Below are 15,005 nucleotides of genomic sequence, written 5' to 3'. Positions count from 1 at the left end.
GTCTCCGACGACCCGGTGCCTGCCCTCAGAGCAATGCACGGGTGCCATGAGCTGCCGTCTGGCAGTCTAGATCGATCAGCGTGACGATGCGGTTGCCGCGCAGGTCGTTGGCGCAGACGATAAATCCCTGCTCTTCCATATGGGTGAGAAGCCAGCGCGCACGCCCGGGCGACCGCGTTCCATAGGCTGTCGCGATGTCCTGGTCCGATGGGCAGGGCTCCCCCTTCAACGCCGAGCGCGCAAGCAGAAGGTAGACGCCGCGCATCTCCTCAGGCAGGCTTGCCGCGACCGTCTCCGCGTTGGCCCACACCTCGGGATCGAGATCGGTCGCCTCAACGCCGGCCCGAGCCAGCGCCACCCGCTGGCGGAAAGCCGCCAGATCCGGCGGCCTGCCCGGCAGCCGGGCAATCCGGCAGCGGACCTGAAAATCCTGGTAAAGCGCCGCGACCGGCTGGAAGGCCGCTTCGGGATCGCCGAGAAGTTCCGCGATGATCGCATCGACCGCCTGGTCGAGCGCAGCATCATCCCTCGGCGCGGCCGTTTCAAGCGCCTCGCGCGCCGTGGCCTGCCGGGTCAGCCGCTCAAGCACCTCGGATGCGGGGACGGTCTCCTGAACGGGCGGCCGCTCGGCCTCCGTCCGCTCGACATGCGACGCCGGCTGGAAGAGCAGGTCCTGCAGTTCCTCCGGCCGCCCCTGCGGAAGCGGTGTCAGCTTCGGCCCACCTCCCCGGCCGACGGTCTCGACCACGCCGATGCGGACCTGCGTTGGCCGGCGCGATACCGCCGGACCGAGGGCGACGAAATGACCCCGGTCGAGATTGCGGAAGGCTTCCGCCTGACGCTTCTCCATGCCGAGAAGGTCTGCGGCGCGCGCCATGTCGATGTCGAGAAACGTCCGCCCCATGAGGAAGTTGGAGGCTTCGGCGGCAACGTTCTTGGCCAGCTTCGCCAGCCGCTGGGTGGCGATGACGCCGGCCAACCCGCGCTTGCGGCCACGACACATGAGGTTGGTCATGGCCCCGAGCGAGACGCGGCGGGCGTCCTCACCCGTATCGCCGGAAGCAGCGGGTGCGAAGAGCTGCGCCTCATCCACGACCACGAGCACCGGGTACCAATGGTCGCGGTCCGCCTCGAAAAGAGCGTTGAGGAACACCGCCGCCGCCTTCATCTGGCGGTCGGGGTCGAGACCCTCGAGATTGAGCACGACAGACACTCGATGCGCACGAACGCGCGCCGCGATGACCGCAAGGTCGCGCTCGCTCGCCGCCGCGTCGACGACCACATGGCCGAAGCGGTCGGACAAGGTGACGAAGTCCCCTTCCGGATCGACGATCACCTGCTGCACCCAGGCCGCGCTCTGCTCAAGCAACCGCCGCAGCAGGTGGGACTTGCCAGAACCGGAATTGCCCTGGACGAGCAGTCGGGTCGCGAGCAGTTCCTCGAGATCGAAGCAGCACGGGCCGGACATTCCCGCGCCCATAAGCTCTCCCATGTCGATCGTGACTGTCATTCGCTCGGCTGATCTCGTGCTTGGATGGCGGTGGCGGCCTCTGAGTGCCACAAAGCGGGGCGCAGCGAAACCGCGTCCTCGCGGGGCAAGGAGGCCGCACACGTTTTCCCCTTTTGAGGCGGCGGATGCAAGTCCGCAGGCAACTGCCACACCGCTTTGGCAGCAGGACGCGGAGAGGGTGCCCTATCGACAAATTACCCTTACGTCACAAACCTTTAATCGCTTTGTTAGCCTGTCGTTTACGCGTCTACCGATAAGCCGGAGGCACAGCGCAATTATGGAAGATGCCGAAATGACCACCTCCCCCGCCGAAAACCCCTCCTCTTCCTCGTTCGAGGCCCTTTCCAGGGAGATCGAGCATTTTCTCGGTATCGAGGGGCGGAACACGGCGGAAAGCAAGGCGGTCTGGCAGAAGGTGCGCCCGGCTCTCCCGCAGATTCTCGACGCCTTCTACGGCGCGATCACCAAGAACAAGGAGCTTCGCGAGAAGCTCGGCGATGTCAGCAAGGCCGTTCCGCGCCTGAAGTCCGCGCAGGTCGACCATTGGGACCACATCTTCACCAATAAGCTGGGCCGCAGCACGGCGGACCGCTCGAAGCTGGTGGGTGAGGCGCATGTGCGCATCGGCCTCGAGCCGAAATGGTATCTTGCCGCGTACGGACGGCTTCTCGTCGATGCGATTCCCGCGCTCGCCGGCGCCTACCCGCTTCAGCCTGGCCGGCTTGCCGCCGCGCTCCAGGTTCTGATCGGACGCATCTTCGTCGACATGATCGTGTCCTACGACGCCTATGAGACCGGCGTTCTGCAGCAGCAGGCCGAGGAAAACCGGCAGGAAAACCAGCTCACCGCACTGCGCAGCCTCGCCGGCACGGTCTCCGATATCAACGATGTTGCGATCGGCATGGCGTCCTTCTCTCGCAACACCAAGCGCGCCCGCGAGAGTGGCCAGGCGATCTCGGCGGCGGCGACGGAACTCGTCACCTCCGTCGAACAGATCGCCGCCAACAGCGACAGCGCCGCGCACCAGGCCGACGCTACCAACGAGGCGGTGGCCCACGGCCTGAGCGCAATGGACGACGTTTCGCAGTGCATGAGCGACATTGCCGCGACAGCCAAGGAAAGCGCGAACAACCTCGCCGACCTGCAGCAGGCCTCCGAGCAGATCGGGGAATTCCTGTCTGTGATCGAGAGCATCGCCAGCCAGACGAACCTGCTGGCGCTGAACGCGACCATCGAGGCAGCGCGCGCGGGCGAGGCCGGCCGGGGCTTCGCCGTTGTCGCCAGTGAAGTCAAGACGCTGGCGTCGCAGACAGCACGGGCGACCGAGGACATCACCCAGCGCATCGGCGCGCTGCGAGCAGGCATGACGACCACGCAGCAAGCCATCGCCAGCTCGAGCGAGGCGGTGACGCGCGGCCAGAAGACGATCGAGGGCGCCAACGAACGCATGCATACGATCAGCTCGCAGATCGGCGAAGTGTCCGAGCGCATGAAGGAAATCTCCCAGATCCTGCAGCAGCAGAAGCACTCCAGCCAGGAGATCGCCGAGAGCATCAATGGCGTCGCCGATCTCGCGGCGGAGAACGACCGGCAACTCGTCGAGATGAGCACGACGCTGCAGCAGAGCAACGACCGCTTCGCCCAGGATGCGCAGAAGTGGTTCAACGACAGCTCGAACAGGTCCATGTGCGAGATGGCGAAAATCGATCACGTGCTGTTCAAGAAGCGCGTGATCGACACGGTCATCGGACGCGACGACTGGTCGGCCGGCGACGTGCCCGATCATCACGCCTGCCGATTCGGCAAGTGGTATGCTTCCATCGACAGCGAAGCGGTGCGTCGCCACCCCGCTTACAAGGCGATCCAGGATCCGCACCAGCGCGTGCACCTGGCGGCAAAGGCCGCTCTTGAGTCTCATGCCGCCGGCAACGCGCAAGAAACCGCCGCGCATCTCCACGACCTCGACAAGGCAAGCCGCGACGTGCTGACCGCGCTGGCAGCCCTTTCGCAGATGTTCGCAGCCGGCGGTGTCGCGGACGACCGGCGCAAGCCGTCGTCGTCTCACGCGCACGGCAGGGGTTGCGCCCATGCGACCACCGCACCTGTCCGGGCAGCCGCAGGCTGAGAACCCCGTGTCAGGCGCGCAAGAGGCTCGTCGCTTTTGCGACTTGCGCTTTGTCTTCACATTCGAAATCATCAATCTGTTTTCAGAGGCCGACAGAATTGGCCCGTTCGGGAGGATGATTTCATGAAGACGACCCGCATGCCCGCACCCACGCGGCACAACGCTTGCCTGTTTGCCCTTGGGCTGGGGCTCTGGCTCGGGGCCGGATTTGCCCCGGCCTCCGCCGAGGATGCACTGCAGATCACGCCGGACGTCACGTCGGTGACGATCGAGACCGAGGACGGGCCGGTCGACATCACCCGCACGCGCAACGACATGCAGCTCATCGGCGGTGTGCTGCAGCCGCTCATTCCGGTGCCAGGCGTGCATCCCGCCGGCGAGCTGGAGGTTCTCGCAGCGCTGGGCGACGAAAACGCCCGGGTCGTCGACATGCGCACGACGGAATGGCGCGTGAAGGCCACCATTCCGGGTTCGATCCACATTCCCTACACCGAGGTCGCGATGCGCCTCGATGAGCTCGGCTGCTCGGGTGAACAGGGCAAGTGGGACTGTTCCGGGGCGCTGGAGGTCTTCGCCTTCTGCAACGGCCCCGCCTGCCCGCAGAGCCCCACCGCCATCAAGGCGATGGTTCGCGAGGGCTTTCCGCCCGAGAAGATCCACTATTATCGCGGCGGCATGCAGGACTGGATTGTCCTCGGCCTGACCACCGTCGAGAACATGTTCTAGGGCGATTTTGTTTCGCCAATGCGAAAAAGGGCGAGGTGCCCAAAGCCCCCGCCCCTTTTCTCAGGTCCGCCTTTGTCTCTGCACCGCTCAGGCGGCGGAGAACGTCTCCTTGAAGCGATCCCGCAGCACGTTCTTCTGGATCTTGCCCATCGTGTTGCGCGGCAGTTCGTCGACCACATAGACCTTCTTGGGCTGCTTGAATTTGGCGAGCCTGTCGGCCAGCGGTGCAACGATCAGGTCCGGATCGAGATTCGCGCCCTTGTGGGGCGCGACGACGGCAACGACCGCTTCGCCGAAGTCGGCATGGGGCACACCGATCACCGCGCTTTCCGCCACGCCCTCGATCTCGTCGATCACCGCTTCGACCTCGGCCGGATAGACATTGAAACCACCGGTGATGATCAGGTCCTTCGACCGCCCGACGATGGAGACATAACCGCGCTCATCGACGCGGCCCATGTCGCCGGTGATGAAGAAGCCGTCGACCCGGAACTCGGATGCGGTCTTCTCCGGCATCTGCCAGTAGCCCTGGAAGACATTGGGGCCCTTCACCTCGATGCCCCCGACCTCGCCCTGCGCCAGCACCTTGCCCGTCTCCGGATCGGCGATGCGCAGCTCGACGCCCGGCAGCGGGAACCCGACGGTTCCCGGTCGCCGGTCGCCCCGGTAGGGGTTCGAGGTGTTCATATTGGTTTCGGTCATGCCGTAGCGCTCGAGAATGGCGTGTCCCGTGCGTGCGCTGAAAGCCTTGTGAACCTCTGCCGAAAGCGGTGCCGAGCCGGAGACGAACAGACGCATGTGCGCAGCCAGCTCGCGGGTGAACGCGTCGCTGCCGAGCAGGCGGGCATAGAAGGTTGGCACCCCCATCAGCGCCGTTGCGCGCGGCATCAGCCGCAGGATCTCGGCAAGATCGAATTTCGCAAGAAACAGCAGCGAGCCGCCGGCAAGCAGCGTCACATTGGTGGCGACGAAAAGACCATGCGTGTGGAAGATCGGAAGCGCGTGCAGGAGCACGTCGTCGGATGTGAACTCCCACTCCTTCACCAGAACCCGCGCGTTGGAGGCAAGGTTCTCGTGAGACAGCATTGCGCCCTTGGAGCGCCCCGTCGTGCCGGAAGTGTAGAGAATCGCGGCCAGGTCGTTCGCTCCGCGCGCGACATCCTCGAAGGTCTCGGAGGCCGCGTCGGCGGCATCTCGCAGCGAGCCCTTGCCATCGGCACCAAGCGTTTCGAGACGCGCTTCGCTCTGTTCGGCAATGGGGCCGATGGCATCGGCGCGCGCCGGATCGCAGACAACCAGCGCCGGCTTGGCGTCGCCGACGAAATACGCCACTTCCGCCGGCGTGTAGGCGGTGTTGAGCGGCAGGAAGACGCCACCGGCACGCACCGTGCCGAGATAGAGCATCAGGGCCTCGGGCGTCTTTTCCACCTGCACCGCGACCCGGTCGCCAGGCTTGACGCCCATGGCAACCAGCGCATTGGCGAAGGCGGAGGAGCGCGCGATCAGCCCGTCATAGGTGAGACGCGTGCCGTCCGGGGTCTCCAGGAACAGCGCGTCGCCATCACGGATGGCGGAGCGGATCTGAGAAAAAAGGTGGTTCTGCTGTGTCATGCAACCGGGTCCGGTGTCTGTTTTCTTGGTTCTGGCACGGCCTTCAGGAGGCGGGACACGCCGCTGGAGGCGGCAACGTGACCAGTCGCCGCGAAGGCTTCGTGGTTCCTTTCGATCTCACCGAGATCGTAAAGATAGTTGACCATCACGCCGAAGGACTGGCGGCGGCCGTTGGCGGAGGGATCGGCATCCCAGTTGACGCGCTCGAGACGCGCGCCATTGCCGAGGTGGAACCTGGCGACGGGATCGAGCGGTCGATTGCCCCGTCCCTTTTCGCGCACGAGATAGTGGGCGGCCAGCGCACGCAGCGGCTCACGCAGTTCCTCGGCCTGCGTCTCGTCGGCGAGCAGGCCGGCGATGGCCGCGTCCGCGTCGGGCGCCGACAGAGCCTCGCGGAAGGAGGCCGGCAACGCCTTCACTGCCACCCCTTCCCCGTCCGTGACCGCAGAGGATAGCCACGTCCTGAAGCCCGGCATCGGCGACAAGGTGATGAAGGTCTTCAGGTTAGGCAGGTCGCGGCGCAGTTCCTCAACCACCTGCTTGATCAGGAAATTGCCGAAGGAAATGCCGCGCAGCCCCTCCTGGCAGTTGGAGATCGAGTAGAAGACCGCTGTTGTCGCTTCATGCGCCGGCAACTCAGGCCGCGTCTCGGCAAGGATCGGCGGGATCGCCTCTGGAATCGCGCGCAGCAGCGCCACCTCGACAAAGATCAGAGGATCGTCGACGAGCGCGGGATGGAAGAATGCGTAGAGCCGGCGGTCGGCGAGCGCGATGCGCCGGCGCAGGTCATCCCAGCCGTGGATCTCGTGCACCGCCTCGTAGCGGATAATCCGCTCAAGAATCGCGGCCGGTGTCGACCAGTCGATCCGCTGCATGACGAGAAAGCCACGGTTGAACCAGGACGAGAACAGATGCTCGAAATCCTTGTCGACATCGCGCAGCTCCGGCATCTCGCGCATCATCGCGAGCAGGTCCTTGCGCATCCGCACCAGCGCCGTGGTGCCGCCGGGTGAGAGGTTGAGACGCCGGATCAGTTCCTGCCGGCGCGGCTCGGAAGCTGCATGAAGCTGGCGCAGAAGCGCATCATCGCCCGGGGTCTCGAGCACCGCGCGCGCGGCTTCGGCGACACGCTGCTCGTCGACGCCGAACCGCGCGTGAAGCTCGCCGAAGAATATCTTGCGCTCCTCGGGGACGAGCGTCGCGTAGCTCGTCAGCACATCGCGGGCCAGCGCGACGCCGGAGGCCTCGCCACGCCCGGAGATGAGCGCCTCGCACAGGTCGCCGAGCCCGTGGCCACTTGGCGTGCGCTCACGCCTGAGATCGAGAAGCTGGCGCCCCTGCTCCGCGATCGAGGACAGGAGGTCATTGAAGAAACTGCCACTGCTCATTGGCCGGGTCCCATCAGAAGATTCGGGAGCCAGAGCGCGATCTCGGGCACGAGGCAGAGAAGAAGGATCCCGACCACCATGCAGCCCACATAGGGCATCGAGCCGCGCAGGACTTCCCCGAGGGTGATATTCGGAGCGATCCCGTTGATCACATACAGGTTTAGCCCCACCGGCGGCGTGATCAAGCCGATTTCCATGTTGATCGTCAGGATAACCGCGAACCAATAGGGGTCGAACCCAGCCTGAATGATGATCGGCAGCAGGATCGGCGCCGTCATCAGGATCACCGCCACCGGCGGAAGGAAGAACCCCGCAAAGAGCAGGAAGGCGTTGATGATCGCCATCAGCACCCAGCGGTTGACGTCGAGGGCTGCGATCCATCCGGCGATGGTCTGAGTGATGAACAGCGACGACAGCGCGAAGGAGAAGAGTTCGGAAGCGCCGATAATCATCATGATCATCACGCTTTCCTTCAGCGTGTCGCGGAAGAGACCGGCATAGAGCGAGGGACGGAACAGACGGTAGATCACCGCGACGAAGACGAGACACAGCAACGCCCCGACGCCGGCCGCCTCCGATGGCGTCGCGAGCCCGCCGTAGAGCACGTAGAGGATCGCCACGATGATGGCCAGGAATGGCAGCACTCGCGGCAGCACCTCGAAGCGCTCTCGGAAGGAGAAGCGCCGGCCGAGCATATCGAGGCCGACGCCGCGACGGTGACAGTCGTAGATCGTCCAGACCATGAACAGCACGGTCAGCATGAAGCCCGGCAGCAGCCCGGCCAGGAACAGCCGGCCGATGGATGTCTCCGTGGCGATACCGTAGACGATCATCGTCAGGGAGGGCGGAATCAGGATGCCGAGCGTGCCGCCGGCGGCGATGGACCCGGCAGCGATCTCGTTGGGATAGCCGCGCTTGGTCATCTCCGGGATGCCCATCTTGCCGATGGCGGCGCAGGTGGCCGGCGACGACCCGGAAAGCGCTGCAAAGATCGAGCATGCCCCCAGGTTGGAGAGCACCAAGCCACCCGGAATCCGATTGAGCCAGCGATCGAGCGCCTCGTAGAGGTCCTTGCCTGCCGGCGACGAGGCGACCGCGGCGCCCATCAGGATGAACATCGGGATCGAGACGAGGCTGAAGGAGGCAAGCCCGCCGAAGAAGGTTTCGCCGAGTATGCTGAGGCTGCCCCAGCCGTCGGCGAGGATGAGCACGGCGATGGAAACGAAGCCGAGCGCGAAAGCGATGGGGACGCCCATGGCGAGAAAGACAAGCAGCGCGGCGAGGACCAGCGCGCCCCAGAGCATCGGGGTCATTCGACACCTCCGTAGATCTTGATGATCTCGGCGAGGTACTGAAGCACCAGCACGCCGATACCCAGCGGCAACGGGAAGAGCGGGATCCACAGCGGAATGCGCGCGACTGAATCCGTGGTCCAGTCATAGACCCACGCCTCGTGCAAGTAGAGCCAGCCCGACCAGGCCAGAAGCGCGCAGAAGGCGACGCCCACAAGACCTGACACCGTCTGCATCAGCCGCCGGAGACCCGGAGAAGCCTGAAGCTGGAGCAGGTCGACATTCACGTGCCCCTTTTGCAGAAGCACATAGGGCGAGCCGAGGAAGGTCGCCGCGACCAGCGAGTAGATCACATATTCGGTCTGCCAGACCGTCGACCCATTCAGGAAGTAACGAACAATCACCATGTGGGTCACGACCAGGGCAGCCGACCCGGTGAGGCACATCGCGACAAGGCCAAGCAGGCGCGAGATCGCCGATATGAGAGAAACATACGCTGCTGTCATCGAAATCTGCTTCCAGCTCGTTCGCGCGCCAGCGGATTCAAGGCGCGCCGCAGGGAAGCCGCCGGTCGGCGACGGGACGCGCTCCGGACGGAGCGCCGATGCAGGAAGAATGCGGCCCCCGACGGCAGGGTTGCCGTCGGGGGCTCGCGTTCGATCAATCAACGGCCAGCGCCTTCGCGATGAGCTCCTCGCCACCGGGCACGTTCTCGGAGAAGTTCTTGTAGGAAGTCTCCTTGGCGATCGCGAGCCAGGCGTCATAGTTCTCCGGGCTCATTTCCACGACCTCGACGCCGGCGTCCTTGAACGCCTTGATCATCTTGTCGTCGAGCCCCTTGGCCTCGGCAGCGAAATAGGTCTCCGCCACTTTCCCGGCCGCCATCAGCGCGTCCTGCTGTTCCTTGCTCAGCTTGTCCCAGCTGCGCTTGGACATCAGGATCGGCTCATACATGAACCACAGGGCATTGGCGCCCGGTGCCGTCAGGCAGGTTGTCTGCTCGTAGAGCCGATAGGACACGAAGGATCCGGACGAGGTGTTGGCGGCGTCAAGAACACCGGTCTGAAGGCCGGTATAGATCTCCGAGGACGGCATCGAGGCAATCGAGCCACCGGCACCGACCAGCATCTGCTCGAAAGCCGGACCCGCAGCGCGCGTCACCTGCCCCTTCATGCTCTCAGGCGAGGTGATGCACTGCTTCTTGGAGGCGAAGCCGCCGGCAAGCCAGGCATCGGCAATGACAACCACGCCGGCATCGTTCACAATCTTTTTGATGTCACCCATGAACGGAGAGCTGTTGAGACGGGCGGCGCGGTCGTGGTTGCGCACGAGGCCCGGCATCAGCGTCGCCGAGAATTGCGGATGGCGGCCTGAGGCGTAGTCGAGCGGGAAAGCCGAAATGTCGAGCTGCCCCTTGGTCATGGCCCCCCATTGTTCGCGCGCCTTGAACAGCGACTGCCCCGGATAGACCACGATCTCGACACCGACATCGGCCTTGGCGACCTCGCGGGCAAGAATCTGGACCATCTCGTCGCGCACGTCGCCCTTGCCGCCCGGCCACTGGTGCGAGGCCTTGAGCTTCACGTCGGCCGCCTGGGCGGCGGGAATTGCAAGCGCGAGCGCAGTCGTCAGCGCAAGCGCAGTCCTGGTGAATGTCTTCAGCATGTCGTCCTCCCTTCGACACCCGACGATCTCCCACCGCCGGGTTGAAACGTTCGTCCGGCAACGGCGCTTGTGTTTCGCGCTTCTCCCCCGGTCGTTCCTCAAGGCAACCATGCGGCAGGTATCCAAGTCAACGGATTTTGTATACAAGAGAGATCGAGTTGCATATCTTTGCCCCATGGATGCCATGACCGCCCCTTCGAAAGCCGCCACGAGAACGGCAAAGGCACTGCGCGAAGCGCTGGAGGACGACATTGCCGTTGGTGTTTACCCGCCTGGCACCCGTCTCGATGAAGTCTCGCTCGCGACCCGCTTCTCGGTCTCGCGCACACCTATCCGCGAAGCACTGATTGAGCTTTCCGCCTCCGGTCTGATCGAGATCCGGCCCCGACGCGGCGCCTTCGTCCGCGAGATCGGCATTCCCGGACTGATCGAGATGTTCGAGGTAATGGCGGAACTCGAGGGCATGTGCGGCCGACTGGCTGCACGGCGCATGTCGCCAGCCGAAAGCGCGGAACTCGTCGCCGTGCATGAGGCATGCGAGACGGCCGCCGCCTCGGGCGAGCCCAACGCCTATTTCGGCGCCAACGAACGCTTTCATCACACCATCTACCGCTTGAGCGGCAACGGCTTTCTGGCCGAACAGGCCCGCGCATTGCAAAACAGGCTGAAGCCCTATCGTCGCCTTCAGCTGCGGGTGCGCAACCGTGTGCACAATTCCTTTTCCGAGCACCAGACCATCGTCGACGCCCTTCTTGCCGGAGACGCCGCCGGCGCGGAAGCGGCCATGCGTGCCCACATCCTTATCCAGGGCGAGCGCTTCAACGACTTCGTGGCCTCTCTCGCCGCAGCCGGCAAGACCGGTATCAATGGTACGGACGGGTCTTGAGCCCGCAAAATCCCCGGCCAAACGAACCGCCGGAAATGCAAAAAGGCGCGGCCACTCCCGGTGACCGCGCCTTTGGCGTCATGCAAAGCAGGTCCAACGTATCAGGAGGACCCGGCCTTGCTCAGGACAACGACCCGGGTGTGCGTCGGCACGCGCTCGAACAGGTCCATCACATCCTGGTTCCACATGCGGATGCAGCCGGATGACACGCTGCGGCCGATGCTCGACGGATCCTTGGTACCGTGGATCCGGTAGAGCGTATCCTTGCTCCCCTGCCAAAGATCGAGGGCGCGCGCGCCGAGCGGGTTCTGCGGACCGCGTGGGTAGCCATCCTTCCAGTATTTCTCAAGGCCAGGATTGCGGGCAATCATCTCCCGCGGAGGGCGCCAGAGCGGCCACACGCGCTTGACGCGGATCTTGGCGTCGCCTGACCATGCGAAACCCGCCTTGCCGACACCGATGCCGTAGCGCAACGCCTTGCCGCCGGGAAGCGTCAGGTACAGGAACTTGGAATAGGGATCGACCACAACGGTTCCAGCCGGCTGACCACCCTTGTAGTCAACGACCTGGCGCCAGTACTTGCGGTCGAACTTCTTGTAGGGGATCGCCGGGATCTTGAAATCATAATCCGTGCGCGCGGCATAAGCGGCCGCGTAGTCGAAATCCTCGCCCGGAAGGGGAGGTTTACTGGACGAGCCGGTGAGCGCCGTCGTCGCGCCGCCTGTCGACTGGCAGGCTGCCAGCAGCATCGGCAAGCCGATGATCAGACTGCGGCGCGTCAGCACCGCACTGCCGGACCCATCCTCGGAATTGGAACCCATGCACATCGCTCCAAGAGAAAAAACGCCTCGCCCAATTGCCCTTCTAGCCGATCCTTTCGACAAGTGCGAGTGCGACGAAACGCCTGACCGCGCCGAGTGCGCATCCAACGCGCGATCTCCCACCGCTGTTGCCGAGATACCGCATCGGCGGCGGAAAACCCCGCGTCTTGCGTGCATCCATGAGCCGGCTGGCCGGTTGGGCTTGATTTGTGGCGGGCGATGGCCAAAGGCTGCATCCCTGATCCCTTTACGGCACCCGACACCATGACCTTTCGCCCTGCCGGCAGCACCGCGCGACGTGCAACGCTCAAGTCCGCGGTCGCGGAAACCATCGCGATCCGCATCCTCGATGGGACCTATCCGTCCGCCAGGACGCTGCCGACCGAAGCAGAGCTTCTCGCGGAATTTGGCGTCAGCCGCACCTGCCTGCGCGAGGCGATGCAGACGCTCGTCGGCAAGGGCCTGATTGCTTCCCGTCCGAAGCACGGCACCAGCGTTCGCCCGCAGGTGGACTGGAACTTTCTCGACGGCGACATGCTCACCTGGCGGCGGAAGGTGGTGGCTCAGCACACGTTCCTCGGCGAACTCGTTGCCGTTCGGGATCTTGTCGAGCCGGAAGCAGCCGCGCTCGCCGCGCACCACGCGAGCGCCCGGCAGATCGCGGAAATGCGCGAGGCGCTCGAGGCGATGGGCAGTGCCGACGGTGCGCGCACGCCGGTCACCCTCGACGCCGACGTGCGCTTTCATCGCCTGATTCTTGCAGCAAGCGACAACGCGCTCATTTCCGGCCTTGGCGCCTGCATCGAGAACGCGCTGCGGGCGCTGATCGAGATCACCTCGGACCCGACGATCACCGCGCGGCTGCCGCTTGAGGAGCACGCACGGGTGCTCGAGGCGATCGAAGCGCGCGACGCGGATGCCGCCCGCTCGGCCATGGCTCAACTGATGGGCATGACCCGGGCCATCCTGACGAAGGCCCGCGCCCTCGCCTGACGCCATAAACCGGCGCGGGAAACCCTTGCGCCTGCGACGCACGGCTTGTCTGCCGGCCCGTCCTCTCTTACCAATGCGCGCGGTGGCCGCGTCCCGTCGCGAAGATGGGGCGGCGGCCTTTCGCCTTTCACGACCACGAAACGGACTCCATGGCTCCTCCGCTGCTCCACATCCGCGATATCGCCCTTACCTTCGGCGGCACGCCGCTTCTCACCTCGGCCGAATTGCAGGTCGGCGAAGGTGACCGCATCGGGCTTGTCGGGCGCAACGGCTGCGGCAAGTCAACCTTGCTCAAGATCGCCGCCGGCCTGATCGAGGCCGACGCGGGCGACCGTTTCGTGCAACCGGGACGCACCATCCGCTACCTGCCGCAGGAACCGGACCTCGCCGGTCACGCAAATGTGCTCGACTACGTCACCGAGGGTCTCGCCCCTGGCGACGATCCCTACCGGGCGCAATATCTGCTGGAGGTTCTGGGCCTCACTGGCCAGGAAAACCCGGTGTCTCTCTCCGGCGGCGAGAAGCGCCGCGCTGCGCTTGCGCGCACGCTCGCCCCGGAGCCGGACATCCTGCTTCTCGACGAGCCGACCAACCACCTCGACCTGCCGGCCATCGAATGGCTCGAGGGAGAGCTTTCCTCGATGAAGTCCGCCCTTGTGCTCATCAGCCATGATCGGCGCTTTCTCTCCGACCTGACTCGCGCCACCGTGTGGATAGATCGCGGCGTCGCGCGTCGTCTCGACAAGGGGTTCGCTCATTTCGAGGCCTGGCGGGACGAGGTGTTCGAGCAGGAGGAAAGGGACCAGCAAAAGCTCGCGCAGAAGATCAAGCGCGAAGAGCACTGGATGACCTACGGCGTCACCGCTCGGCGCAAGCGCAACATGCGCCGTGTGCGCGAACTTGCCGACCTGCGTGCCCAGAAGCGGGACCATCGCGGCCCCCAGGGAACGGTCAAGCTGAACATCGGCGAGACGGAGGTGTCCGGGAAGCGCGTCATCGAGGCGACCGGCATCTCGAAGGATTTCGGCGGCGGACCGGTGGTTCGCGATTTCTCAGCACGCATCCTGCGCGGCGACAGGGTCGGGCTTGTCGGCGCCAATGGTGCAGGCAAGACGACGCTGCTGAAAATGCTGACCGGCGAGCTCGCACCCGACACCGGATCGGTGGTCATCGGCACGGGCCTTACGATGGTGACCATGGATCAGGGGCGCGCCTCCCTGAAGGACGACGACACGGTGTCCGAGGTCCTGACCGGATCGGGCGGCGACACGGTGATGCTGCCCGACGGCCCGCGTCACGTCGTCTCCTACATGAAGGACTTTCTGTTCTCTCCCGAGCAGGCGCGCACACCCGTTTCGGCGCTGTCGGGCGGAGAGCGCGGTCGGCTGATGCTGGCGCGCGCCCTTGCCCGAGCCTCGAATCTTCTCGTGCTCGACGAGCCGACCAACGACCTCGATCTTGAGACGCTCGATCTCCTGCAGGAAATGCTGTCCGACTATCCAGGCACCGTGCTTCTGGTCTCGCATGATCGAGACTTCCTCGACCGGGTCGCCTCTTCGGTGATCTTTGCCGAAGGCGACGGCCTGTGGCGGGAATACGCAGGCGGATATACCGACATGCTGGCACAGCGGGGCGCCGGCGTGACCGCGCGAAAGCAGCGCGCGAACGGTGGCGGCTCCGAGGACAAGCGCAAGGACGGCGGCGAGGCCAAGCAGGTGCCGCAGAAAAAGAAGTCCGCGTTGAGCTTTACCCAGCAGCATCAGCTCAAGTCGCTGCCCGGCGAAATCGAGAAGCTCGGCAAGGAGATCGCGAAGATCCAGGCCGAACTTGAGGACCCGGACATGTTCGCCAAGGACCCGAAGCGGTTCGAGAGGCTGATGGCTTCTCTCGCTGCAGCCGAGACACGGCTGACGGAGGCCGAGGACGCCTGGCTCGAGCTGGAAATGCTGGCCGCAGGCGAGGCGGGCTAAAGGCCCACCCGCCATTGT

12 protein-coding genes are annotated in these 15,005 nt (G+C 64.9%); 5 read left to right on the top strand and 7 right to left on the bottom strand.

All coding sequences use genetic code 11. The annotated features are described in order from the left end of the window. Window positions 1-25 precede the first annotated feature (25 nt). Complete coding sequence (locus ACSLUQ_RS20240; protein ID WP_417773777.1) at window positions 26-1,510, bottom strand: helicase HerA domain-containing protein; 1,485 nt, start codon at window positions 1,508-1,510, stop codon at window positions 26-28. Window positions 1,511-1,802: 292 nt separating this feature from the next. On the opposite strand from ACSLUQ_RS20240, the gene ACSLUQ_RS20235 reads away from it, so the two are divergent. After that, window positions 1,803-3,635, top strand: a complete 1,833-nt coding sequence (locus tag ACSLUQ_RS20235; RefSeq protein ID WP_461809559.1) for a methyl-accepting chemotaxis protein — start codon at window positions 1,803-1,805, stop codon at window positions 3,633-3,635. Between the two features lie 123 nt (window positions 3,636-3,758). Further along, a complete protein-coding gene (locus ACSLUQ_RS20230; protein WP_417773779.1) occupies window positions 3,759-4,361 on the top strand; it encodes a rhodanese-like domain-containing protein in 603 nt (200 codons plus the stop codon). 87 nt (window positions 4,362-4,448) lie between these two features. On the opposite strand, the gene ACSLUQ_RS20225 is transcribed toward ACSLUQ_RS20230, so the two are convergent. The 5 genes from ACSLUQ_RS20225 to dctP form a co-directional block, all read right to left on the bottom strand. Continuing rightward, window positions 4,449-5,972 (bottom strand): malonate--CoA ligase, encoded by a 1,524-nt coding sequence (locus tag ACSLUQ_RS20225; protein ID WP_417773780.1) that lies wholly within the window; start codon window positions 5,970-5,972, stop codon window positions 4,449-4,451. Next, window positions 5,969-7,360, bottom strand: coding sequence for a malonyl-CoA decarboxylase (locus ACSLUQ_RS20220; RefSeq protein ID WP_461809558.1), 1,392 nt, complete (start codon window positions 7,358-7,360; stop codon window positions 5,969-5,971). Before ACSLUQ_RS20220 ends, ACSLUQ_RS20225 begins: the two co-directional genes overlap by 4 nt. After that, window positions 7,357-8,673 carry a TRAP transporter large permease gene (locus ACSLUQ_RS20215; protein WP_417773782.1) on the bottom strand — a complete coding sequence of 439 codons (1,317 nt, stop codon included), beginning with the start codon at window positions 8,671-8,673 and terminating at the stop codon, window positions 7,357-7,359. Before ACSLUQ_RS20215 ends, ACSLUQ_RS20220 begins: the two co-directional genes overlap by 4 nt. Further along, on the bottom strand, window positions 8,670-9,158 hold the full coding sequence (locus ACSLUQ_RS20210) for a TRAP transporter small permease subunit (RefSeq protein ID WP_461809557.1): 489 nt from the start codon (window positions 9,156-9,158) through the stop codon (window positions 8,670-8,672). Before ACSLUQ_RS20210 ends, ACSLUQ_RS20215 begins: the two co-directional genes overlap by 4 nt. Before the next feature lie 154 nt (window positions 9,159-9,312). Continuing rightward, window positions 9,313-10,317, bottom strand: a complete 1,005-nt coding sequence (dctP, locus tag ACSLUQ_RS20205) for a TRAP transporter substrate-binding protein DctP (protein WP_417773784.1) — start codon at window positions 10,315-10,317, stop codon at window positions 9,313-9,315. Between the two features lie 184 nt (window positions 10,318-10,501). Here dctP and ACSLUQ_RS20200 point away from each other — a divergent pair, with 184 nt between their 5' ends. Beyond that, a complete protein-coding gene (locus tag ACSLUQ_RS20200) occupies window positions 10,502-11,203 on the top strand; it encodes a GntR family transcriptional regulator (RefSeq protein WP_417773785.1) in 702 nt (233 codons plus the stop codon). 101 nt (window positions 11,204-11,304) lie between these two features. On the opposite strand, the gene ACSLUQ_RS20195 is transcribed toward ACSLUQ_RS20200, so the two are convergent. Continuing rightward, entirely contained in the window at window positions 11,305-12,024 is a 720-nt protein-coding gene (locus ACSLUQ_RS20195; RefSeq protein ID WP_461809556.1) for a L,D-transpeptidase, read from the bottom strand. A 264-nt stretch (window positions 12,025-12,288) separates the two neighbouring features. On the opposite strand from ACSLUQ_RS20195, the gene ACSLUQ_RS20190 reads away from it, so the two are divergent. Then, window positions 12,289-13,017, top strand: a complete 729-nt coding sequence (locus tag ACSLUQ_RS20190) for a FadR/GntR family transcriptional regulator (RefSeq protein WP_417773787.1) — start codon at window positions 12,289-12,291, stop codon at window positions 13,015-13,017. Between the two features lie 149 nt (window positions 13,018-13,166). Continuing rightward, window positions 13,167-14,987 carry an ABC-F family ATP-binding cassette domain-containing protein gene (locus tag ACSLUQ_RS20185; protein WP_417773788.1) on the top strand — a complete coding sequence of 607 codons (1,821 nt, stop codon included), beginning with the start codon at window positions 13,167-13,169 and terminating at the stop codon, window positions 14,985-14,987. Window positions 14,988-15,005 lie beyond the last annotated feature (18 nt).

The sequence above is a fragment of the Stappia sp. ICDLI1TA098 genome (assembly GCF_054880955.1).
The sequence above is the reverse complement of the archived record's forward strand: the minus strand, read 5'-3'. Positions and strand labels throughout refer to the sequence as shown.